The following is a 23,408-nucleotide window of genomic DNA, read 5'->3' on the forward strand; positions in this document are numbered from 1 at the left end:
TGTAAACATATGGAAAAAGAAACAAAACAATTTACGGTTTCGGTGTATACCGAAAATAATATAGGATTGTTGAACAGAATTTCAGCAATCTTCCAACGAAGACACATCAATATAGAAAGTATCAATTCGTCTGTTTCAGAAATTGAAAGCGTTTCAAGATGGACATTAGTGGTCAATCTCTCGGAAGAGCAAATGAAAAAAATCATTGGTCAAATTGATAAGCAAGTTGAAGTCATTAAAGCGTATTATCACACAGAAGAAGAAATTATCTATCAAGAATCTTGCATTTTTAAAATGAGGTCAGATTTATTGTTTGATGAACGCCAAATTCAAAACATCATCAAAGATAGCAATGCACGAATTGTCACCGTAAACAGGGACTTTTTTGTCATTGAAAAATCGGGGAGAAAAGAAGAAATAGAAATGTTACAAAGAGAATTAAGCGTCTTTGGAATCATGCAATTTACACGCTCAGGGCGAATTTCGGTTTCCAAAGATGAAATGAAAATATCAAAGATGTTGGAAACATTCAATCATTAAAAAAGAGAATAGAGAATAGAATAAAGAGAATAGAGCTTCTATTTTCCAAATTAAAACAAAAAACATGTCAAATTACTTCAACACACTATCATTACGAGATCAATTAGCGCAATTAGGAAAATGTAGATTTATGAATGCTTCCGAGTTTGAAGATGGCGTAAAAGCACTCAACGGAAAAAAAATTGTCATTGTTGGTTGTGGCGCACAAGGTTTGAATCAAGGATTAAATATGCGCGATTCAGGATTGGATATTTCATACGCATTACGACAAGCCGCTATTGACGAACAACGCGCTTCGTATGAAAACGCAACGTCAAATGGTTTCAAAGTTGGGACCTACAAACAATTAATTCCAACTGCAGATTTAGTATTGAATTTGACGCCAGATAAACAACATACTTCGGTTGTAAAAGCGGTGATGCCATTAATGAAAAAAGGAGCAACGTTGAGTTATTCTCACGGTTTTAATATTGTGGAAGAAGGAACTCAAATTCGTAAAGATATTACGGTAATTATGGTCGCGCCAAAATGTCCTGGAACGGAAGTTAGAGAAGAATATAAACGTGGTTTTGGAGTGCCAACTTTAATTGCGGTGCATCCTGAAAACGATCCAGAAAACAAAGGTTGGACGCAAGCAAAAGCATATGCAGTTGCAACTGGCGGACACAAAGCTGGCGTACTTGAATCTTCTTTTATTGCAGAAGTGAAAAGTGATTTAATGGGCGAACAAACTATTCTTTGTGGTTTATTACAAACTGGTGCGATTTTATCTTTTGACAAAATGGTTGAAAAAGGAATTGAACCTGGTTATGCCGCAAAACTAATCCAGTTTGGTTGGGAAACGATCACGGAAGCGTTGAAACATGGCGGAATTACCAATATGATGGATCGGTTATCGAATCCTGCAAAATTAAAAGCTTTTGAATTATCTGAAGAATTAAAAACGATCATGCGTCCATTATTTGAAAAGCATATGGATGATATCGTTTCAGGTCATTTCTCAAAAACAATGATGGAAGATTGGGCAAATGATGATAAAAACTTATTACAATGGCGCGCTGCAACTGGCGAAACTGCGTTTGAAAAAACAGGCTTGACAATCGATCATATTACGGAACAAGAATATTTTGATCATGGTGTATTATTGGTTGCTTTTGTAAAATCGGGTGTGGAATTAGCGTTTGAAACGATGGTAAGTGCTGGAATTATTGAAGATTCTGCGTATTACGAGTCGCTTCATGAGTTACCGCTTATCGCGAATACAATTGCTAGAAAGAAGCTTTTTGAAATGAATCGTGTGATTTCTGATACAGCTGAATATGGTTGTTATTTATTCGATCATGCATGTAAACCATTGTTGGTTGATTTTATGAAAGACGTTTCTACGGAAGTAATAGGAAAATCATTTTCAGATACAAACGGAGTAGACAATTTAGACTTAATTGAAGTGAATGATGCGATTCGAAATCATCCGATAGAAGCTGTTGGAAAACGATTGAGAGCAGCAATGACGGCGATGAAAACGATTAAAACAACGAATACGAAAAACCCTGTAAAAGTTTAGATTTCGATACAAAATTCTTCCAGAATTTCACTCAATCTGACGTGATTCGTTTTCAAAGAACGTCAATTTGAGCGCAGTTGAGATAGACAAAAATTGTATCGAGAATAACTTTGTAAATTTAATTAATACTATATTTTGCAAACAACAATAAAAACATACACACCAACATTAGCAGCCGTAAAATCTGCCGCAAAAACACTCAAAGGAATTGCCTCGGTAACACCTTTGAGTTATAACGAGCATTATTCCAAACAATGGAATTGCAACGTGTTTTTAAAGCGAGAAGATTTGCAGCAAGTACGATCTTACAAAATTAGAGGTTCGTACAATAAAATTTCTTCGTTGACAGCAACACAAATAGAAAACGAAATTGTGTGTGCAAGTGCTGGAAATCATGCGCAAGGTGTTGCGTTATCATGTAAGTTATTAAAAATAAAAGGCACAATTTTTATGCCAATGCCAACATCAAGTCAAAAGATTGAACAAGTAAAAATGTTTGGTGAAGAATATGTTGAGGTTGTATTAGTAGGCGATACTTTTGACGATGCGTATCATGCGGCAATGCTGGAATGTGAACGACTGAACAAAACTTTTATTCATCCGTTTAACGATGAAAAAGTAATTGAAGGTCAAGCCACTATTGGATTGGAGATTTTAAAACAGACAGAAAATCCAATTGATTATGTTTTTGTACCTGTTGGCGGCGGCGGATTGTCCGCTGGATTATCTTCCGTGTTTAAAATGCTATCTCCAACTACAAAAATTATTGGCGTAGAACCAAAAGGCGCGCCTTCTATGTCTACATCGATTCAGAATGATAGAAATACAACGTTAAAAAACATTGAAAATTTTGTAGATGGCGCGGCAGTAAAACGTGTTGGAGATTTGAATTTTGCGATCTGTAAAGAAAATTTATACGACATGATTACGGTTGATGAAGGCAATGTATGTCAAACCATTTTAGATTTATATAACAAACAAGCTATTGTAGTTGAGCCTGCTGGAGCTTTAAGCCTTGCTGCATTATCGCAATATGCCGAAAAAATAAAAGGTAAAAATGTAGTGTGTGTTGTTAGCGGAGGCAATAACGATATTACACGAACGGCAGAAATTAAAGAACGTGCATTATTGTATGCAAACTTAAAACATTATTTCATTATCAAATTTCCACAACGTGCAGGCGCATTGCGTGAATTTTTGGCAGAAATTTTAGGTCCAACAGACGATATTACACATTTTGAATATACCAAAAAAACCAATCGCGAAAAAGGTGCGGCAGTCGTTGGTTTGCAATTAAAAAATGCAGGCGATTTAGAAGCGCTCATCACCAAAATGAAATTGCGTGATTTTTATGGCGATTACTTAAATGACAAACCCGATTTGTTTCAATTTTTAGTTTAAAAAAAATTATGAAAATTCCTGAACAGTATCAAATTAAACAAACCATCACTCAAAATACATATTTAGTAGATGGACAATTAAAATCTTGGACAGGAGAAACGTCTGAGGTCTATTCTACAATTTCTTCCACAGAAAAGTACAAACCAACATTACTTGGAACAATTCCAACTTTAGGAGAAAAAGAAGCTTTAGAAGCATTAAATTCGGCTGTTTCTGCTTACAACAAAGGTCAAGGTTTGTGGCCAACAATGAAAGTTGTGGACAGAATTGCCTGTATGGAAAAGTTTGTAACGCAGATGAAAACCAAGCGTGCCGAAGTTGTGAAACTTTTAATGTGGGAAATTGGTAAAAACTTACCAGATTCAGAAAAGGAATTTGATAGAACTGTAGAATATATTTACGATACTATCGAAGATTACAAACAAATGGACAGAGATTCCGCTAAGTTTGAAAAAAATGCTGGTGTGAATGCGCATATTCGTAGAGGTCCACTTGGAGTTGTACTTTGTTTAGGACCTTATAATTATCCTTTAAATGAAACATTTGCCTTGTTGATTCCTGCGTTAATTATGGGGAATTCTGTCATTTTTAAACCCGCAAAGTTTGGCGTTTTATTATTATCTCCTTTGTTGGAAGCTTTCCAGAATAGTTTTCCAAAAGGTGTTGTGAATATTATTTACGGACGCGGACGAACAGTTGCTTCTCCAATTATGAAAGATGGTCGCGTTGATGTGTTAGCCTTAATTGGAAACAGTACATCTGCGAATGCTTTGCAAAATGTGCATCCTAAAAGTAACAGGTTGCGAATGGTTTTAGGATTAGAAGCTAAAAATCCTGCAATTGTATTGAAAGATGCCGATTTAGAGTTGGCGATTGACGAATGTATTGCCGGTTCAACTTCTTTCAACGGACAACGTTGTACGGCATTAAAAGTTTTATATGTACACGAAGATATTATAGAGGAATTTAACAAGCGTTTTTCTGAAAAAGTAGATGCATTAAAATTTGGAAATCCGTGGGAAGATGGCGCGAAATTAACGCCTTTGCCTGAACCAAATAAACCTGCGTATATTCAAGAATTGATTGATGATGCCATTGAAAAAGGAGCAAAAATCATCAATAAAAAAGGTGGAGAAACCACAGAGAATTATATTTTTCCAGCCGTATTATATCCTGTTTCAAAAAATATGCGTGTTTTTGAAGAAGAGCAATTTGGACCAGTAATTCCAGTTATTTCATTCTCGGATATTGAAGAACCTTTAGACGATATGGCGGCTTCTAATTATGGACAACAAGTAAGTTTGTTCGGAAAAGATATTAAAACATTAGCACCTTTAATTGATACTTTGGTGAATCTTGTTTGTCGTGTAAACTTGAATAGTTCGTGTCAACGTGGGCCAGATGTGTATCCGTTTACAGGTCGAAAAGATTCTGCAGTAGCGACATTAAGTGTACACGATGCGTTGCGTTCATTTTCAATTAGAACGTTTGTGGCTTCAAAAGATAACGCATATAATAATGCTATTTTAAAGGAATTACTGGAAACGAGAGCATCTAATTTTGTGAGTACGGATTATATTCTTTAAGTGAAAACGTCATGCTGAACTTGATTCAGCATCTCACATACATATTTTTTAGCTTGTTTATCGGCACGAGTTGTAAAACTCGCGCTAGCCGTTATGTGTTTAAGTTTATAAGTTTATTTCTGTGCGTCACTTCGAGTGAAATCTTGAAAAGATTTTGTATCGAGAAGTACTTTGAAACTATCTGTTTATTAAGTAACAGATTACTTCGTCATACTTCCTCGTAATGACGTTTCAAAAGCTCTAGATAAATCTAAGAAGTCTAAGTAAGTCCTGTAATCCAAGAAGTCCAAATTACTTTTTAAAAACCGAATGCTCTTTAAAATCTTTAATCTTCACATTTTTCATAAAAGGTCGCATTACAGTATTTAATATCGGATTTTTATGTCTAATGTAACACGTTAAACCTTGTGGTTTTGCGCCTAATGTGCTTTTAATTTCGGAAGCAGTTCTTCCTAAATTGATCGTTTTTGCTTGATGCTGAATTCCCAAGCGGACATAATCAATTAAGATTCTTGGGTAAATTGCGTAGTTTTTATTTAGGGAATAATCTAACCCAATAAAATGTGCGTCTAAGTTTCCTTGATTCATCATTGCAGACAAAAATCCAACTAATATATCATCCAAAAAATAACCTTTTACAATAAATTGATCGCCGAAAGTTTTCTTTAAATAGGTATACGTGTTCAAGTTTAACACTTGCGCATTAAAATCGGCATTGGCAATCGTATTTTCATACAACGACTGCAACTCACTTTTATAGTATTCTATTTCTTTAGAAGTAAATTCTTTTGTTGTCAATTTTTCACTCTTGCTATCGGCCTTATTGGCTTTAACTCTGTATTTTGACTTTAACGCATCTTTATAATCATCAAACGATTTCCATTCAGGTTGCAACGTAATAATCATATTTGGCTCTACACTAATAGGTGTATAGTTGTAATTTTTCAGTTGATCTGTAATTGGTAATGTCGTTTGTTTAAAATCTTTTATAAAAACGCCATGTAACTTTTTTGTCTGTTTTATCAACATTTTTAATGCGATAACTAAATCATGAAATAACGCGTTGGTATCTTCGCCTTTTTTGATGAATGTTCCGTATTCACCGCTTAAAAAGATATTTCCAAAAAACATAATTTTTAGTGCGCTGTTGCAGAAAAAGCTATTGATTCTTTTTTTGAATGAATCAGAAATTTTAATATTTTTCGTAATGGTTTCTATCGGAATCGACACAACTTGCGCAGTACCAAACGCAACCGCTTCTTGTTGATTGTTCAGAATGATAATATACCGAAAGACAATAGTGTCATTGGCAATTTCGTACGCATGTAAAAATTGTGGTGTATAATATGTGTTTTGTAAACAACCTAATTGTTGCCAATATTCTTGAGGAATATCGTTGACGTTATTGTAAAAAAGAGGTTGCGTATAACTCATGTATTGGCTTTAGCTTTAGGCATTGAAACAAGATAAACTCCAGCAAAAATCAACAAAGCTGCTACAATTTTAATGAAATCTAATGAATCGCTCCCCATACTGATCGCAAAAATTCCTGCAATGACAGGTTGAATGTATAAAAATGTAGTTACCGTTGATGCTTTTAATTGTCGCAATGCTAATGGATTTAGTAAGTACGTCGCAAAAGTAGCACCAATAATTACAAATAAAGTTTCAAATGTAACATATGGAGTGAAAATACTCCAATCTACTGCTTTTAATTCTGAATAGCCAAACGGCAATACCATGATTGTTCCAAACAGAAATAACCATTTTATAAACGTAAACGGATGATATTTATCGCTCAATTTTTTAATGATGATGATGTAAATACTATAGGAAACTGCGTTGATAAATACGAGTAAATTACCAAGCGGAATGTTTTCTGAACCTTCCATCGGTTTTCCGTAAAGACTCAAAACGACTGCACCCGAAAGTCCTAAAATAACTCCAATAATTTTTTTAGGAAGTACTTTTTCTTTCAAAAAAATGGCTGACAAAATAAGTACAATAATTGGTACAACTACCATAATCACGGAAGCATGAATTGGTGTTGTATATTCAAAACCTTTGAAAAACGTAAGCATGTTGAGCGCAATTCCGAAAATGGATGCAAAAAAGAACATAATAAAATCCTTCCGATCAATCTTTTCTTTTGGTGCAAAAAAGCTAAATATCCAGAATAATATGGCTGCGCCAGAAACGCGAAGAAGTATAAACCCGAATGGTTTTATGTAACCACCTTTTATAACATCTGATGCAAATGTAAAGGTAACGCCATAAAATACTTGTACCATAAAAGCGGCAATAAAAGCAAAGGTTTTTTTAGACATGATTAAGAAATCGCTTCTTTAGCAGCAGCTACGGTTTTGGCGGAATTTCCAATGAAAATTTGATCGTCAACAATAATCACAGGACGTTTTAAAAAGGTATAATGTTCTAAAATGTACTGTTTGTAATCTTTTTCATTTAGATCCTGGTTTTTCAAATCCATTTCCTTGTACAGCTTGGCGCGTTTGCTAAACAACGCTTCATAACTTCCCGAAAGCGCGTGCATTTCTTCCAATTGTTTCACGGTAATTTCTTCTTCTTTAATTCCTTGCAGTACAAAATCGGAAGTTGGCTGAATGTCTTTAATGATTCGCTGACACGTATTACAGGTCTTTAAATGATATATTTTTTTCACGGTTCAAATTTTAAAAAAAGATTAATTTTGCCTTTCGTCGTAAAACTTCTGCAAAGAAAATTCTTTTCGACTAAAAATGAATACTTTTAAGAAAAATATACCAAAATGAATTTCACAGAAACCATCACACACAAAAATAGAATCATCTTAAAAAAAATTTTAAACAAATTTTCTTTGGATGAATTAAACAAAATTCCAGCAGGATTTTCTAATAATATCATTTGGAATATTGCGCATACTGTCGTGACACAACAATTACTTATATATAAATTATCAAATTTACCAATGCATGTTTCGGAAGAAATGGTGTCAAAATATAGAAATAAAACAAAGCCTGAAGGCGATGTTACACAAGCCGAAGTTGATGAAATTAATGGTTTGTTGGAAAGTTTACTGATTCAAACAGAAAAAGATTTGGATGCAGAAATTTTTAAAACCTATAATGAATATACGGTAAGTTTAGGAACGACGCTGACCAATGTGCAAGAAGCTGTCGAATTCAATAATTTTCATGAAGGTATACATTTAGGATATATTTTAGCACTCAAAAAAGCACTTTAAAGATGGACTATTTTTTAATTATTACCGTACTTGTTTCTTTGGCAGCAGCTTTTGGATACATTAATGTGCGATTTTTAAAATTGCCAAATACGATTGGCTTAATGCTGATTACAATTCTTTTTACACTCGCAGTATTTGCATTGAGTTATTTTGATGCAACCTTGCTAAATGCCGAAAAATATATCATTACACAAATAGATTTTAGAACTGTTTTGCTCGATATTATGTTGAGTTTTCTTCTTTTTGCAGGCGCATTGCACACAAATTTTGAACAACTCAAAGTGCAACGTTGGCCAGTATTTGTATTTGCAACTGTTGGTGTGTTGGTTTCTACATTTTTGGTCGGAATTGTAATGTTTTATGTGTTGCAACTCACAGGTTTGGAAGTCAATTTTATTTATTGTTTACTATTTGGTGCGTTAATTTCTCCAACAGATCCAATTGCAGTATTGGGAATTTTAAAAAAGGCAAATGTTCCAAAGAAATTAGAAGTAAAAATTGTTGGTGAATCTTTGTTTAATGATGGCGTTGGAGTCGTTATTTTCTTGACAATATTTCAAATAGCAAATTCAGGTCCTGGAAATATTGGCGTAGCAGATGTTGCAGAATTATTCGGATTGGAAGTAATTGGCGGAATTGCGCTTGGTGCATTGCTCGGTTGGATTACGTACAGATTATTAAGATCCATTGACGATTACGATATAGAAGTTATTATCACCTTAGCAACTGTTATGGCAGGAACGGCAATTGCGCATAAAATACATGTTTCTGCTCCTTTAGCCGTTGTAACAGCTGGATTAATTGTTGGAAATGATACGGTAAGAGGAAGCGCAATGTCTAAAGTCACGGAAACTTATGTAGACAAGTTTTGGGAACTGATAGATATTTTACTAAACACTATTTTATTTGTGTTGATTGGAATGGAAATGCTAGTCATTGCGTTTGAAGGAAGATTCATTGTTGCAGGATTATTGGCAATTCCGATTGTACTTGCATGCAGATATTTGTCACTTTTATTTCCGATTAAATTCTTTGAGAAACGACTCGATTTTGTACCAAAAACCAATCTCATTATGACTTGGGGCGGATTGCGTGGCGGAATTTCTATTGCACTTGCGTTAGGATTAACTGCCGAAATGCATCGCGATTTGTTTTTGGTAATTACGTATGTTGTGGTGATATTTTCAATCTTAGTTCAAGGTTTAACTGTTGGAACTTTGGTGAAAAAATTGAAAGAAGATTAGGTGTTCAAAGTCTTTATCACGTTTATTAAATAGAATAGATCTCGATATAAAATCTCTATGAGATTTCACTCGACCTGACGTTTAGTAGTTTTAAGAATTTGAACCGTCACATCGAGTGAATTTGTATAACAAATTAGTATCGAGATGTCTTTGAAAACAAATTTCACTATTTTTTTCCACGAATATTTCTAGTTAATTTATCAATACGATTAAACTTGTAACCTGAGTTCGATCTAAAATTTCAGGGTGTTTTTTTGTCTTTTCCGCAGTATAGCAGGAATTTTTTGTTAAGAATTTTCGAATCCTTGGAGAAAATTTAGAAAAATTCATGCGGTTTTAGTTTTTTTCAAAAAGAAAAACTAAAAATACCTCTGGAAAAGCGCACTTTCTTTTGTTGAAGCCTGTGCTGAACTTGATTCAGTATTCTTTGTGCGAGCAAAGAAAACGAATATAATGATATGAAAATGAGATACTTATTGCTTATTGTGAAAATGTGTTCAAAATTTTATTTGAGTAAACTTATGTCGAACTCACGTTTGTAAAAGAGCTTGCAGAAATAAACTAGCACTAGCGATGGAAAAATTTTTAACTTTTACATTTTGCGGTTTCAACTTCTCATAACATGAAGTCCAAGAGAAGTTCAACGATCTAAACAATCTAAAAACTGTATCTTTGCAGCCGGTTTCAAGGAGAAAATTATGCAAGACACTAAAATACTGAATTATATAAAAGATGTAGTAGAAAATATGCCAACTGATTGGTTAAGTCTAACTACGCATCGACTAGATATTTATGATGAAAAATTGGCAAAAGTTCAATTCTTAGATCAGTTTGAAACTTTATTCGAGAATAATAATTCAGATACAGCTTCACTTAGTGAATTGCCAACTGCGTACGATTATATTCGATTAGGACATCCATTATCTTGTGTTTTAGAATGGGGAATTGCAAAATTAAACGATCTAAAGCCAGAAAACGCAGTAAGTTTTTCATCAAAGACAACTCCTATTTTAGCAATTCTAAGGAAAAATTTATTAGATCATAAAAATACCCAAATCGTTTATACAGGCAAATTACCAACGTGTTTTGATGCTGAAGTTATAAAGCGTGTTTATGGATATCAATTTGAGTTAAAGAAAGTTGAAAACGCATCAGCAATTTCAGAATTTAACGGAAGCACCATTTTCATTTCAGAACAAGATGAAATTAGTACTATTGATCTTAATTCAAAAGTTGATTTTTATATCAACCTATACGGAAATCTTGGAAGTATTTTGCTTGTAAATGGCGAACAGAATGAAACTTATATTTCTGAAATTCAACATGTACGAAGAAGAGAAACGATTGCAATGACACCAATTAATTGTTTGGTTGCTTTAAATTCGTTCGTACACAAGTCTTCTCTTGAAGAAAAAAAATCAAATACTTCTGCTGAACTGAGTCGAAACAAAACGATTGTTTTAAATACAATTCAAGAAATTACAAATGCAAGTACAAAAGCACTTGTAGGTTCAAGTGGATTATCTATTCAATATGCAATTATGATGGGATTAATTCATGATGCACAAGAAAATCACAAAGGAAAAGCGATCAAATTTGTAGTTCCTCCAAATTGTTATGGCGGCACAAACGATCAAGCTAGACGCGTTGCTGCATGTCTTGATACTGTTGAAATCGTAGATTTACCTGTGGATGGCGATAATGATATGGTGAAAAGTATTGATCGAGTTTTAGCAAAAATTGCAAGCGAAGATGCTATTCCATACATCATTGCAGAAATTCCAACAAATCCAAGAGTTGAAGTTCCAGATTTAGAAGAATTAAAAAGAGTATTAAGTAAAACTCGCAAAACAGCAACTGGCGAAATTGCGATTGATCCAGTTTTTATATTAGATCAAACATTTTGTCCAAACGTACACTTTTTAGGCGAAGGCGAAATACTTTCCACAGTTAGAACTATCTCATATGCTAGTGGATCTAAATTTCCAAGTGGCGGAAAATGTAATGCTGGATATTGTGTGGGAAATAAAAAAGCGGAAGCGTTAATGGACAACATAGAAATGCATCTCAAACTTTGCGATAATGAAGCTACAAATCTTCAATATGAAATATTGGCGGAACAATTGCCTTCTATGAATCAAAGAATTGAAGATGCTTATGTAAACACACGCGAATTTGTAAACTTTATCAAAGAAACGTTGCCTGAAGCGAAAATTAATTTTGTTTCTGAAGAATTAGCTGCGCAAGGATTTACGCCATCTGTTTTTTCATTAGACCTTCCGACGAAAGGAAATACTGCTGAAGAAAAAGAAGCGTATAAGAGAGAATTAAATCATAGATTAATCAATTTAATGATTACAGAAATTCCTAATGAAAGCAAATATTGTGTGAGTTACGGACAATTAAAAGGCTGTTATTGGACAATTCCCGCAACTTCTACACAAGGAACAACGAAAGAAGGCGACAAGGATTATATTGCACGTGTTGCACTTTCTGGAAACATGGATTTGGAACGACATAAAGAGGTGTTTTTAGATTTTGTTGAGGAAATTTAATGGTTCTTCAATTTGAAGATTTGAAAATTGGCTGATTTGAAGATTTTGACTCGGCTGGCTTGTTCGCTTTGCTCACTATTTTTGTTGATTCGTTGATTTGTGAATTCGTTAATTTGTGTTTTTAGTTTGTTGTGTGAAGCTGAATCGAGTTCAGCTTGACGGTAATCAATAATGTCACAAAACGTCACTTCGAGTGAATTTGTGGAACAAATGGTACTTCGATAAACTCAATAGAACTATCGAGAAACGCTTTGAAAATCAGCACATTAATGTATTTTCAATCTAACTAATTACTTTGATTCTTCCGATTTCACATAAAAATCTTCATCAACTTCAACAGTAGTGATTTTGTCAGAAGTAGTTTCTGTTTTCCAAGAAGTTGTTGGCGATAACCAAACACTTTCTTCGTTTATATTGACTCGAACTTTCATATCAAAATGAGAAACGCAGTTTTCCCAACGATAGGTAAGTTTCTCATTTTCAATTTTATATGTAAAAACAGGAATCTCTGTATTGCGTAGATATTGATCAAAAACAGCAGATAAATCTATGTTTGATTTTTTACTTATATAATCTTCAATCTGCTTTGTATTTACTGTTTGATGATAAAAATCTTTGTTTAAACCACGCAAAATATTACGCCAAGTAAAATCATTATTTATAAGTTGACGAATGGTATGCAACATGTTTGCACCTTTATAATACATATCGCTAGAACCTTCATGATTTACATTATAAATTCCAATAATTGGGCGTCTGTTTCGAATTTTACTTCGCATTCCGATCACATATTCTGCACTTGCTTCTTTCCCATAAAAATAATCGACAAATAAATTCTCAGAATAGGTTGTAAAGCTTTCATGAATCCACATATCAGCAATGTCAATATTGGTAATATTATTGGCAAACCATTCATGTCCCGATTCGTGAATAATAATATAATCGAATTTCATTCCCCAACCGCTTCCGCTTAAATCGTACCCGAGATATCCATTCATATAACCGTTTCCATACGTCACAGAACTTTGGTGTTCCATGCCTAAATATGGCGCTTCTACCAACTTAAAACTATCTTCGTAAAACGGATATGGACCAAACCAATGTTCAAAAGCTTCCATAGTACGTGCGGCGTCTTTAAATTGTTCTTTCGCTTTGGCTAAATTGTCTCGAAGCACATAATAATCCATGTCTAAAACACCATTTTCTCCATTGTATTTTTCACCAAAATGAACATAATCGCCAATATTAATATTCACTCCATAATTATTAATCGGATTCAAAACATTCCAATGATAGGTTTTTGTATCATCTTCTTTTTCTTCAACTTTCGTTAAACGTCCGTTGGAAACATTCATCAAATTTTTAGGAACATTCACGCTAATTTTCATACTATCAACTTCGTCATACATATGATCTTTACACGGCCACCAAACACTTGCGCCCAATCCTTGACAGGAAGAAGCGATAAACGGAAGTCCATTGTTGTCTTTTTTCCACGTAATTCCTCCATCCCACGGCGGACGTTTGGCAACTTTGGGTTTTCCTTCGTAAAAAACTTGAACACTATACGTTTTGCCTTTGCGTTGTTTCTTTTTTAAATGAATAAAATGTGCATTTCCGTCATGCGTAATTTCAAGTTCTTCACTATTTTGAACGGCTTTTGTGAGTTGTAACGGAGGTTGTAAATCTATTTGAAGCTTCTCATTATTTTTTTCTAAAACAGTATATTGAATCGTATTACTTCCCGAAATTGTTCTTTCGTTTGGATCAACTTTTATATCTAAATGATAATGTGTCAAATCCCACCAAGCACGTTCTGGCGTAATGGAACCACGCAATGTATCTTGTTTTGTGAAATTTTGAGAAAATGCTTGCAAACTCATCATTGCAAATATTAAAAGAAGATATTTGAAAAAATTGTTATTTTTATGACTCATTTCGACTAAAAAGTTAAGTAATCCTAAAGGTACAATTATAATTGGGAAACCAAAAAATGAAACGCAAAATGTGTATCACATTATAAAGAAGAAAATATATGAAATTTAATACGAAAACAATACACGGTGGACAAGAACCCGACAAAGCTTATGGAGCTGTAATGCCACCAATTTATCAAACATCAACATACGCACAAACTACGCCTGGCGGACATAAAGGCTATGAATATTCCCGAACGCACAATCCGACGCGAAATGCTTTGGAAAATGGATTGGCGAGTATTGAAAACGGAAACTATGGTTTGGCATTTGGTTCTGGTTTGGCAGCAATTGATGCAGTTATCAAATTATTACAACCTGGCGATGAGGTAATTTCTACCAACGATTTATATGGCGGAACGTATAGATTGTTTACAAAGATATTTGAAGGCTTTGGGATTAAATTCCACTTTATTGGGATGCAAAATGCGGCGAATATTGAATCGTATGTAAACGAAAATACAAAGTTGATTTGGGTTGAAACACCAACCAATCCAATGATGAATATTATTGATGTTGAAGCTTCAGCGGCAGTCGCTAAAAAGCACCATATTATGTTAGCAGTTGATAATACGTTTGCAACACCATATTTACAAAGACCTTTGGATTTAGGTGCAGATATTGTAATGCATTCTGTAACAAAATATATTGGCGGACATAGTGACTTGGTTATGGGCGCATTGGTTGTAAAAGATAAAGAAATTGCAGATAAACTCTACTTTATTCAAAATGCAAGTGGCGCTATTTGTGGACCAATGGACAGTTTTTTGGCTTTGCGCGGAATTAAAACATTACATGTTCGGATGCAACGTCACTGTGAAAATGGAAAAGCTGTGGCTGAATATTTAGCACAACATCCAAAAGTAGCAAACGTATATTGGCCAGGATTTGAAAGTCATCCAAGTCATTATATTGCGAAAAAGCAAATGGATGATTTTGGTGGAATGATTTCGTTCACAACTAAAGGAAATAATTACGACAAGACCATTAAAATTCTAGAAAACTTAAAAGTATTTACACTTGCAGAATCGTTAGGCGGCGTAGAATCGTTAGCGGGACATCCTGCAAGTATGACACATGCAAGTATTCCGAAAGACGAAAGAGAAAAAACAGGCGTTGTAGATTCTTTGATTAGATTGAGTGTTGGAATTGAAGATATTGATGATTTAATTGCAGATTTAGAAAATGCTTTAGCACAGTAGTATTATTTCAAATTGTAGTATAAAAAAAGCCATTCTCAACAGAATGGCTTTTTTAGTATGTATATATTTTTCTTCTAGAAATTCAAGTAATAAATGTATCCTACATTGATCACAAATCCCCAATCATTTGCTTTATTTTCAGGATATAGGTTTTCATCTGGATTTAATCCATCGACCCAGTTTGAGAAGTAATATCTCCAACGGACATCAAACAATAAATCGGATACTTCTGTAAACTTGTAACGTGTTCCGATACTTGCTACAACGGACCATGTAGAGCCAGATTCATTTCTAAATGCATTTTGATATTTTATGGGCAAAACAGTAGGGTCCGAAAGTGGTCCTAAGTCAGATTCTACGGTTGGTATGTAATAATTGTACTGAACTCCTAAAGCAGCATAAGGTGCTAATAAAGCGCCACCACTTTCAAATTCACGAATACTTCTAGGGAAAAATTCTAGTTGTGTTCCTACGTTTAAAACTTTTGTATTTCCGTGCATTGCTCGCAACTGGTTTGCTGTTAACGATACTTTATCGTCACCAACATATCTACCAAAATGTTCTAAATTTACAGTAGTAAGTGTCAATTCGTTTCTCACTTTAAAGTGGTCATTAAAAAACGTATATCGAGTAAAACAGTTACATTCTGCGCGGTATGAGAAGTTTAAATAATGAACAACACCGAGTTCGAGTCCAACATTTCCAATATTAGTATCAAAATCGTTACGTTCTCCATAATCTGACTGAAACGCATTTGGTCCAATAACAAATCCAATTTCATGAGAAAATCCAAATTGGGCATGTATAGATCCAACACACATCAGCATGATAAGTAGGAAGATAGGGCATATTCTATTTAACATGTTATAAACCAGTGTTTTTATAAGGCTATACAGCAAATATATAAAAACCCGTAAAACAAAAAAACAAAAAGTGTATTAACTATTGTTTATTATTCTTTAGTTGCAAGATGTTCAGTAAAATAGCCTTACGAGATTTTATATCGTTAACAGATTATCAAATTATAAAAAAAACACTATTTTTTTTTAATTAAATGTATATTTGCATCGTCAAATAATGATATTAATACTAATATGTTAATCAAACTTCGTTTATGGAAGCAAAAGTAAAAGACTTTTTAGACTTGGTAAAGCAGACTAACGGACACGAACCTGAATTTATACAAGCTGTTCAGGAAGTTGCGGAAGCTGTAATCCCTTATATTGAAGGTAAAGAAAAATATAACGGAACAAAAATTCTTGAAAGAATGGTAGAACCTGAACGTGTTATAATGTTCAGAGTTTCTTGGATAGATGATAAAGGAGAAACTCAGGTAAACCGAGGATATAGAATTGAAATGAATTCTGCAATTGGACCTTATAAAGGCGGATTGCGTTTTCACCCAAGTGTAAACTTAAGTATTCTTAAATTCTTAGCATTTGAGCAAGTTTTTAAAAATAGTTTAACAACACTTCCTATGGGCGGCGGAAAAGGTGGTTCAGATTTTAATCCAAAAGGAAAATCTGATATCGAAATCATGCGTTTCTGTCAAGCTTTCATGTCGGAATTATTCAGACATATTGGGCCAAACACAGATGTTCCTGCAGGAGATATTGGAGTTGGTGGACGAGAAATTGGATACATGTTCGGAATGTACAAGAAATTAAGAAACGAATTTACAGGAGTTCTTACAGGAAAAGGAATTACTTGGGGCGGATCTTTAATTCGTCCAGAAGCAACAGGATACGGAAACGTATACTTTGCACATAGTATGTTAAAAACACAAGGAACATCTTTTGAAGGAAAAACAGTTGTTGTTTCTGGTTCTGGAAATGTGGCGCAATACGCCGTTGAAAAAGCAACAGAATTAGGCGGAAAAGTGGTAACAATGTCTGATTCTTCTGGATATATTCATGATACTGACGGAATTGATGCTGATAAATTAGCATTCGTGATGGAAATTAAGAATGTAAATAGAGGAAGAATTAGCGAATATGTAGACAAATATACTTCTGCAACATACCATGAAGGCGAAAGACCTTGGAATGTAACTTGTGATATTGCTTTGCCATGTGCAACTCAAAACGAATTGAACGGTGATGAAGCAAAAGCATTAGTAACTAATGGTTGTATGTGTGTGAGTGAAGGAGCAAACATGCCATCTACACCAGAAGCAATTGAAGTATTTCACGCGAAGAAAATATTATTCGCGCCAGGAAAAGCATCAAACGCTGGTGGAGTTGCAACTTCTGGTTTAGAAATGACGCAAAACTCGTTACGTTACAATTGGACACGTGAAGAAGTAGATGCGAAATTGAAACAAATCATGATTGACATTCACGAAGCATGTGAAAAATATGGAACTGATAAAGATGGATATATTGACTATGTAAAAGGAGCTAATATTGCTGGTTTCGTAAAAGTAGCTGATGCAATGATTGCGCAAGGAGTTGTGTAATTAAAATCCTCAAAATATATTAAAAAAGCTTTCTGTTAAATATTCAGAAAGCTTTTTTTATTACAATAATATATGATAACCAATTCATTTACGTTATTATTAAATATATTTGATAAAACATGAAATAATCCAAAGCAATTGGTTGAAACCAACCTTTTGTTTTTAAGCGGTAAATTTCATTAGATACAATTAATACATAAAAATAAATAGATGAAAAGAGGTTTGTATTTACTACTGCTGATATGTTGTATGTCAGTGAACGGACAATCTTTTGAAAATTCTTGGCTAGGTCATTATTCATATAATAACGTAATTGATATATCACTTGGTTCGGATAAAATATATGGAGCCTCTGAAAATGCATTTTTCACATATGATTTACAGTCTAATGAAATAGAAAAATTTTCTACGGTTAACGGATTGTCTGGAGAACAAATAAGCACAGCGTACCTAAGTCAGTCTGCTCAGAAATATGTACTTGGTTATGACAACGGACTTATTGAAGTGTTTGATGCAAATACAGAAGAAATACGAAAAGTAGTTGGTATTGTAGACAAACCAACGATTCCGCCAAACAAGAAGAAACTCAATCATATAATGGAGTATAACGGCTTCTTATACATTTCTACGAATTACGGAATCTCTTTATATGATATCAATGCCTTGGAATTTGGAGACACCTATTTCATAGGGCCAAATGGAAGTCAACTAGAAGTACGACAAACAACTATTTTGGGCGAATATATTTACGCTGCAACAAACGTCGGAATGTTTAGAGCACTCGTAAACAATGATAATCTCATAGATTTTGCAGAATGGCAACGTGTATTTGACTCAAATTGGTGGGGAATTGCTGCCTTCGGAGATACTATTTATTTGGTAAACAATAACAGAAGACTCTATGAATACGATGGAACTTCTTTACTAATTCAAAGTCAAATTCCTCAATATGCAACACTTTTAGAAGACTTAAAAACTGATGGCACGTACTTAACAGTTGTTAATAATACCAAAGTTCATATCTACGATACTGGACTCAATGAAGTTTTAGAAATTGATACGCTAGAAGAATTTCCCGATCTTAAATTCAACTCCGCTTTGTTACTAGCTAACAAAATATTTTTGGGCACAGAAGATTATGGAATTCTTGAAACTACTTTTCCGACAACAAGTACCGTAAATCAAATACTGCCAGACGGACCTTTGCTAAACAATATATTTTCTCTTACGGCAGTCCCTGATGAGTTGTGGGTTGTGTATGGCGATTACAATGCGGGTTACAATCCGTATCCATTAGCTCGTAGAGGCGTAAGTCATTTGCAAGAGTTGGCGTGGACCAACATTCCGTACACCGCAGAATTTGATGCGCGAAATTTGGTGCATACTTCGGTAAATCCTTCAAATACGAGTCAAGTATATATAAGCTCATTCTTTTCAGGAATGCTCAAAATTGAAGACAATATTCCAACAGAATTATTAAACACTACAAACAGTGATTTAGAATCTTTAGATATTGGAAATCCAAACTATATTGACATTAGAGTTGGAGAAACCCAATATGACGAAAATGGTGATCTTTGGGTATTAACCTCCAAAATTGATAATGGAATCAAAGTATTGCGCAGTAGCGGACAATGGAATTCTTATAGCATTACCGAAACAATTAGTGATCCATTAGGTGGAGAAAATGGACTCTCAAAAATTGAAATTAGCGACGGCGGAATAAAATTCATTGCAACACAATCACATGGAGTTTTAGCATTTGATGAAACTCGTAGTGAAGGTGCTCGTTTTGTAACTTTAGGTGAAGAAGAAGAAGGAAATTTACCAACCACAGATGTAAGAGCGTTAAATGTTGATAAAACAGGAAACCTTTGGATAGGAACTGTAAAAGGAATTAGAGTTTATTATGGAGCTGACAATATTTTCAATGATAGTAATCCGCAAAGCGATAATATCATTATTGTAGAAGAAGATGGTGTGCCAAAAGAATTACTATTTGAGCAAACGGTAACTGATATTGAAGTAGACGGATCTAACAATAAATGGATTGCAACTTCTGCTTCTGGAGTATTTTACTTGTCGTCAGATGCTACAGAAACTTTTGCACATTTCACAAAAGACAATTCGCCATTGCCAACAAATACAATTAACGACATAGAAATTGATTCAGAATCTGGACGTATATATATAGGAACTTCCAAAGGATTAATATCGTTTCAAGGAACTTCAACAGGACCAAAAGATACCTTAGAAAACGTATACGCATATCCAAATCCTGTACGACCTGGATTTAGTGGAAACTTGACAATTTCGGGCTTAACGAACAATGCAAATGTAAAAATTACCGATATTGAAGGAAACTTAGTCTACGAAACAACTTCGGAAGGTGGAACATTACTGTGGGATTTAACAGCTTTTGGAAGACACAAAGTAGCTTCAGGCGTATATCTAATTCTCATTGCAAGTGAAGACGGAATAGAAACCAAAGTCACGAAAGTGATGGTTGTTCGCTAAATGTTAGTTACTACAAAAGCAATCGTAATTTCTACCATAAAATATGGTGATGCTGGCGTTATTGTAAAATGTTTTACAGCTTCAGACGGAATAAAAAGTTACTTACTCCGCGGAATTCTCAAATCGAAAAAAGGAAAACTAAAAATAGCCTACTTTCAACCATTAATGCAACTTGAAATTGTTGCTAATCACAAAAACAAAGGAAGCTTAGAATACATTAAAGATGTAAAAACTGTTTATGCGTATACTTCAATTTATACCATAATTACCAAAAGTTCTATTGTGTTATTTCTATCTGAAATGTTAAATTATTCCATTCAGGAAGAAGAAAAAAACGAAACACTCTTCGAATTTATAGAAAATGCACTACAATGGTTAGACGTTCATGACGAAATTGGCAACTTTCACCTATTATTTTTAATAAATCTTACCAAGTATTTTGGGTTCTATCCTGAAACAATACACATGCATAAAAGTTATTTTGACTTACAAGAAGGCAAATTCTTTGACAACAGTACGATGAACGAATGTGTTTCCGGTGAAACTTTAACATGCTTCAAACAGCTATTAGGCACAAAATTTGATGAGCAGAACACTATAAAGTTGTCTTCTCAAAGAAGAAATGAAATTCTTGCAATACTCATTCAATATTTTAAATTACATTTGCAAGGATTTAGGCAACCAAAATCAATGGAAGTGTTACATGAAGTATTCAAATAAAATAAAAGGTATTGCGATTCTTATTTCTTTTGTTTTTTCTACAGCTCTTTTTGGTCAAGAAATTCAAGTAAAAGACATTCTTAATGATAGAAATATATCTAACGTTAATGTGTATAATTCGGATCAGTCTAAAGGTGGAATCACAAATGCTAAAGGAAAAATAGATATTTCTATGTTTTCTGATGATGAAAAAATTACTTTTCAGCACATTTCTTATTCGCCAGAAACATATACAAAAGCCGAAATTCTTCAACGAAAAAACAAAATATACTTAATAAAAAATTCTTCGGAACTCTCAAAAATTGTCATTTCAGTCTCCAAATGGCAACAAAACAAAAAAGAAGTACCTGAAAAAATTGTCAGTATCAGCAGACAAGATATTGCATACTCATCTCCACAAACTGCTGCGGATTTACTAGAAAAAAGCGGAAAAATATTTGTCCAAAAAAGTCAACTCGGTGGCGGAAGCCCTATGATTAGAGGATTTTCTACAAACAGATTATTAATTTCGGTTGATGGCGTACGTATGAATAATGCCATATTTAGAGGCGGAAACATACAAAACATCATCTCTATTGATCCTTTCAACGTAAACAACACAGAAGTAATATTGGGCGCAGGCTCCGTTATTTATGGAAGTGATGCTGTTGGTGGTGTGATGAATTTCTATACAAAAACACCAAAACTTTCGTGGAATGATGAAACAATTTTCTCTGGTAATGCAAGTATGCGATATTCAACGGCAAATACAGAAAAAACAGGTCATGCAGACTTTGGTTTTGGATTAAAAAAATGGGGATTCCTAACAAGTGTAAGTTACAGTGATTTTGATGACTTGCGGATGGGAAGAAACGGTAAAGATACGTATTTACGACCTGAATATGTGACCAGAATCAATGGAGAAGATGCGGTTGTAACCAATGGAAACCCATTAATTCAGCGGTCTACAGGATATAATCAAATCAACTTGGCACAACGAATAAAATTGGTGCCTGATGACATTTGGGAATTCGATTTAGGATTGCATTACTCAGCAACTTCAAATTATCCACGGTACGATCGTTTAATTCAATACCGAAATGGAGCATTGCGTTATGGCGATTGGTATTATGGACCGCAGAAATGGTTTATGGCGAATTTTCAAACACAGAAAAAAGGAAACAATACATATTATGACAATGTAAAATTTACAAACGCATATCAACGTTTTGAAGAAAGTAGAAACAAACGAAACTTTCAAGACGTAATTCTCAATGTAAACGAAGAAAAAGTAGATGCAATCTCTTCAAATTTAGATTTTGAAAAAAGATTCACTCCAAAAATAAAAACATTTTACGGTTTAGAATACGTTTACAACAAAGTACATTCTGACGGATTTGATAAAAATATTGATACAGGCGAAATTACGGATGCGCCTTCACGCTATCCAGATGGAGCTACCTGGCAATCAATGGCAGCATATGCAAGTTTAGAATACAAGTTAAATCCTAAATTTACTATTCAATCTGGTTTGCGCTACAATCATATTTTAATTGACACAGATTTTGACACTACATTTTTCCCGTTTCCGTTTACAGATGCGAGCACAAATACGGGCGCATTTACAGGAAGTGTAGGATTTAGTTGGTTGCCATCAACGTGGCAAATAACAGCAAACATTGGCACAGCTTTTAGAGCGCCAAACATTGATGATATTGGAAAAGTATTTGACTCTGAACCAGGTTCGGTAGTTGTGCCAAATCCTAACTTAACTCCAGAGCATGCGTACAGTGCAGAATTTGGAATCCAAAAAAGAATAGGAAGTAGTTTTGACTTAAATTTCACGGCTTTCTATACAATATTAGATGATGCACTTATCCGTAAAGATTTTAATCTCAATGGAGAAACAGAAATTTTATACAACGGAGAATTAAGTAATGTACAGGCAATTCAAAATGCTTCAAAAGTATTTACATATGGTTTTGAATTTGGATTTGTAGCTAAATTTGACAAAAAAACAAAAATCACTGCCGATCTTACCATTCCTCGTGGGGAAGAAGAACAAGAAGATGGTACAAAAGTTCCACTAAGACATGTATCTCCAATATTTGGAAACATTCATTTCATATACAAAAATGAACGACTGAAATTTGACGTTTTTGCCAACTACAATAGTTCCATAACTTTTGAGAATTTAGCGCCTTCCGAACGGAGCAAAGCATACTTATATGCAACAGATAAAAATGGCAATCCATATGCGCCTTCTTGGTTCACAATTAATGCAAAATCGAGCTTTGAAATTTCAAAAAAAATCAATCTAACGGCTTCGTTAGAAAACATTGCAGATCAGCGATATAGAACATATTCTTCGGGAATCACTGCACCAGGAAGAAACTTAATTTTAGGTCTAAATTATACCTTTTAG

Annotated in this window: 17 protein-coding genes; 12 read left to right on the forward strand and 5 right to left on the reverse strand. The window is 34.0% G+C overall.

All coding sequences use genetic code 11. The annotated features are described in order from the left end of the window. Positions 1 to 9 precede the first annotated feature (9 nt). The 4 genes from ilvN to IMCC3317_RS15100 all read left to right on the forward strand — a co-directional run bounded on the left by ilvN (position 10) and on the right by IMCC3317_RS15100 (position 5,091). Positions 10 to 540: an acetolactate synthase small subunit gene (ilvN, locus tag IMCC3317_RS15085; RefSeq protein WP_160130325.1), complete on the forward strand. Its 531-nt coding sequence runs from the start codon at positions 10 to 12 to the stop codon at positions 538 to 540. Between the two features lie 64 nt (positions 541 to 604). Further along, positions 605 to 2,104 (forward strand): ketol-acid reductoisomerase, encoded by a 1,500-nt coding sequence (ilvC, locus tag IMCC3317_RS15090; RefSeq protein ID WP_160130326.1) that lies wholly within the window; start codon positions 605 to 607, stop codon positions 2,102 to 2,104. A 135-nt stretch (positions 2,105 to 2,239) separates the two neighbouring features. Continuing rightward, positions 2,240 to 3,505, forward strand: coding sequence for a threonine ammonia-lyase IlvA (gene ilvA / locus IMCC3317_RS15095; protein WP_174805957.1), 1,266 nt, complete (start codon positions 2,240 to 2,242; stop codon positions 3,503 to 3,505). 8 nt (positions 3,506 to 3,513) lie between these two features. Then, positions 3,514 to 5,091, forward strand: a complete 1,578-nt coding sequence (locus IMCC3317_RS15100) for an NADP-dependent glyceraldehyde-3-phosphate dehydrogenase (protein WP_160130327.1) — start codon at positions 3,514 to 3,516, stop codon at positions 5,089 to 5,091. 291 nt (positions 5,092 to 5,382) lie between these two features. Here the strand turns inward: IMCC3317_RS15100 and IMCC3317_RS15105 are convergent, their stop codons facing one another. Genes IMCC3317_RS15105 through IMCC3317_RS15115 form a run of 3 tightly spaced genes read right to left on the reverse strand, consistent with a single transcriptional unit; the run spans position 5,383 to position 7,771 of the window. After that, the gene (locus tag IMCC3317_RS15105; protein WP_160130328.1) at positions 5,383 to 6,525 is read right to left on the reverse strand and encodes a hypothetical protein; all 1,143 of its coding nucleotides are present in this window, start codon (positions 6,523 to 6,525) and stop codon (positions 5,383 to 5,385) included. Further along, a complete protein-coding gene (locus IMCC3317_RS15110; RefSeq protein ID WP_160130329.1) occupies positions 6,522 to 7,418 on the reverse strand; it encodes a DMT family transporter in 897 nt (298 codons plus the stop codon). The genes IMCC3317_RS15105 and IMCC3317_RS15110 overlap by 4 nt, the downstream gene beginning before the upstream one ends. 2 nt (positions 7,419 to 7,420) lie before the next feature. Beyond that, on the reverse strand, positions 7,421 to 7,771 hold the full coding sequence (locus IMCC3317_RS15115) for an arsenate reductase family protein (protein WP_160130330.1): 351 nt from the start codon (positions 7,769 to 7,771) through the stop codon (positions 7,421 to 7,423). A 105-nt stretch (positions 7,772 to 7,876) separates the two neighbouring features. Here IMCC3317_RS15115 and IMCC3317_RS15120 point away from each other — a divergent pair, with 105 nt between their 5' ends. From IMCC3317_RS15120 to IMCC3317_RS15130, 3 genes are all read left to right on the forward strand, one after another. Continuing rightward, a complete protein-coding gene (locus IMCC3317_RS15120; RefSeq protein ID WP_160130331.1) occupies positions 7,877 to 8,332 on the forward strand; it encodes a DinB family protein in 456 nt (151 codons plus the stop codon). Positions 8,333 to 8,334: 2 nt separating this feature from the next. Further along, positions 8,335 to 9,576 (forward strand): cation:proton antiporter, encoded by a 1,242-nt coding sequence (locus IMCC3317_RS15125; protein ID WP_160130332.1) that lies wholly within the window; start codon positions 8,335 to 8,337, stop codon positions 9,574 to 9,576. A gap of 698 nt (positions 9,577 to 10,274) precedes the next feature. Next, the gene (locus IMCC3317_RS15130; protein ID WP_160130333.1) at positions 10,275 to 12,131 is read left to right on the forward strand and encodes a PLP-dependent aminotransferase family protein; all 1,857 of its coding nucleotides are present in this window, start codon (positions 10,275 to 10,277) and stop codon (positions 12,129 to 12,131) included. Between the two features lie 290 nt (positions 12,132 to 12,421). On the opposite strand, the gene IMCC3317_RS15135 is transcribed toward IMCC3317_RS15130, so the two are convergent. Further along, the gene (locus IMCC3317_RS15135) at positions 12,422 to 14,068 is read right to left on the reverse strand and encodes a M1 family metallopeptidase (RefSeq protein ID WP_160130334.1); all 1,647 of its coding nucleotides are present in this window, start codon (positions 14,066 to 14,068) and stop codon (positions 12,422 to 12,424) included. 98 nt (positions 14,069 to 14,166) lie between these two features. Here IMCC3317_RS15135 and IMCC3317_RS15140 point away from each other — a divergent pair, with 98 nt between their 5' ends. After that, positions 14,167 to 15,309: a cystathionine gamma-synthase gene (locus IMCC3317_RS15140; RefSeq protein WP_160130335.1), complete on the forward strand. Its 1,143-nt coding sequence runs from the start codon at positions 14,167 to 14,169 to the stop codon at positions 15,307 to 15,309. Between the two features lie 74 nt (positions 15,310 to 15,383). On the opposite strand, the gene IMCC3317_RS15145 is transcribed toward IMCC3317_RS15140, so the two are convergent. After that, positions 15,384 to 16,172, reverse strand: a complete 789-nt coding sequence (locus tag IMCC3317_RS15145; RefSeq protein WP_228054814.1) for a THC0290_0291 family protein — start codon at positions 16,170 to 16,172, stop codon at positions 15,384 to 15,386. A gap of 251 nt (positions 16,173 to 16,423) precedes the next feature. Here IMCC3317_RS15145 and gdhA point away from each other — a divergent pair, with 251 nt between their 5' ends. The 4 genes from gdhA (at position 16,424) to IMCC3317_RS15165 (ending at position 23,408) form a co-directional block, all read left to right on the forward strand. Further along, complete coding sequence (gdhA, locus tag IMCC3317_RS15150; protein WP_160130336.1) at positions 16,424 to 17,767, forward strand: NADP-specific glutamate dehydrogenase; 1,344 nt, start codon at positions 16,424 to 16,426, stop codon at positions 17,765 to 17,767. A gap of 210 nt (positions 17,768 to 17,977) precedes the next feature. Beyond that, positions 17,978 to 20,284 carry a type IX secretion system anionic LPS delivery protein PorZ gene (porZ, locus tag IMCC3317_RS15155; protein WP_160130337.1) on the forward strand — a complete coding sequence of 769 codons (2,307 nt, stop codon included), beginning with the start codon at positions 17,978 to 17,980 and terminating at the stop codon, positions 20,282 to 20,284. Then, positions 20,285 to 21,004 (forward strand): DNA repair protein RecO, encoded by a 720-nt coding sequence (recO, locus tag IMCC3317_RS15160; protein ID WP_160130338.1) that lies wholly within the window; start codon positions 20,285 to 20,287, stop codon positions 21,002 to 21,004. Next, positions 20,988 to 23,408: a TonB-dependent receptor plug domain-containing protein gene (locus IMCC3317_RS15165; RefSeq protein WP_160130339.1), complete on the forward strand. Its 2,421-nt coding sequence runs from the start codon at positions 20,988 to 20,990 to the stop codon at positions 23,406 to 23,408. Before recO ends, IMCC3317_RS15165 begins: the two co-directional genes overlap by 17 nt.

Origin of the sequence: Kordia antarctica, from assembly GCF_009901525.1 — a bacterium.
In the GTDB taxonomy this organism is placed as follows: domain Bacteria; phylum Bacteroidota; class Bacteroidia; order Flavobacteriales; family Flavobacteriaceae; genus Kordia; species Kordia antarctica.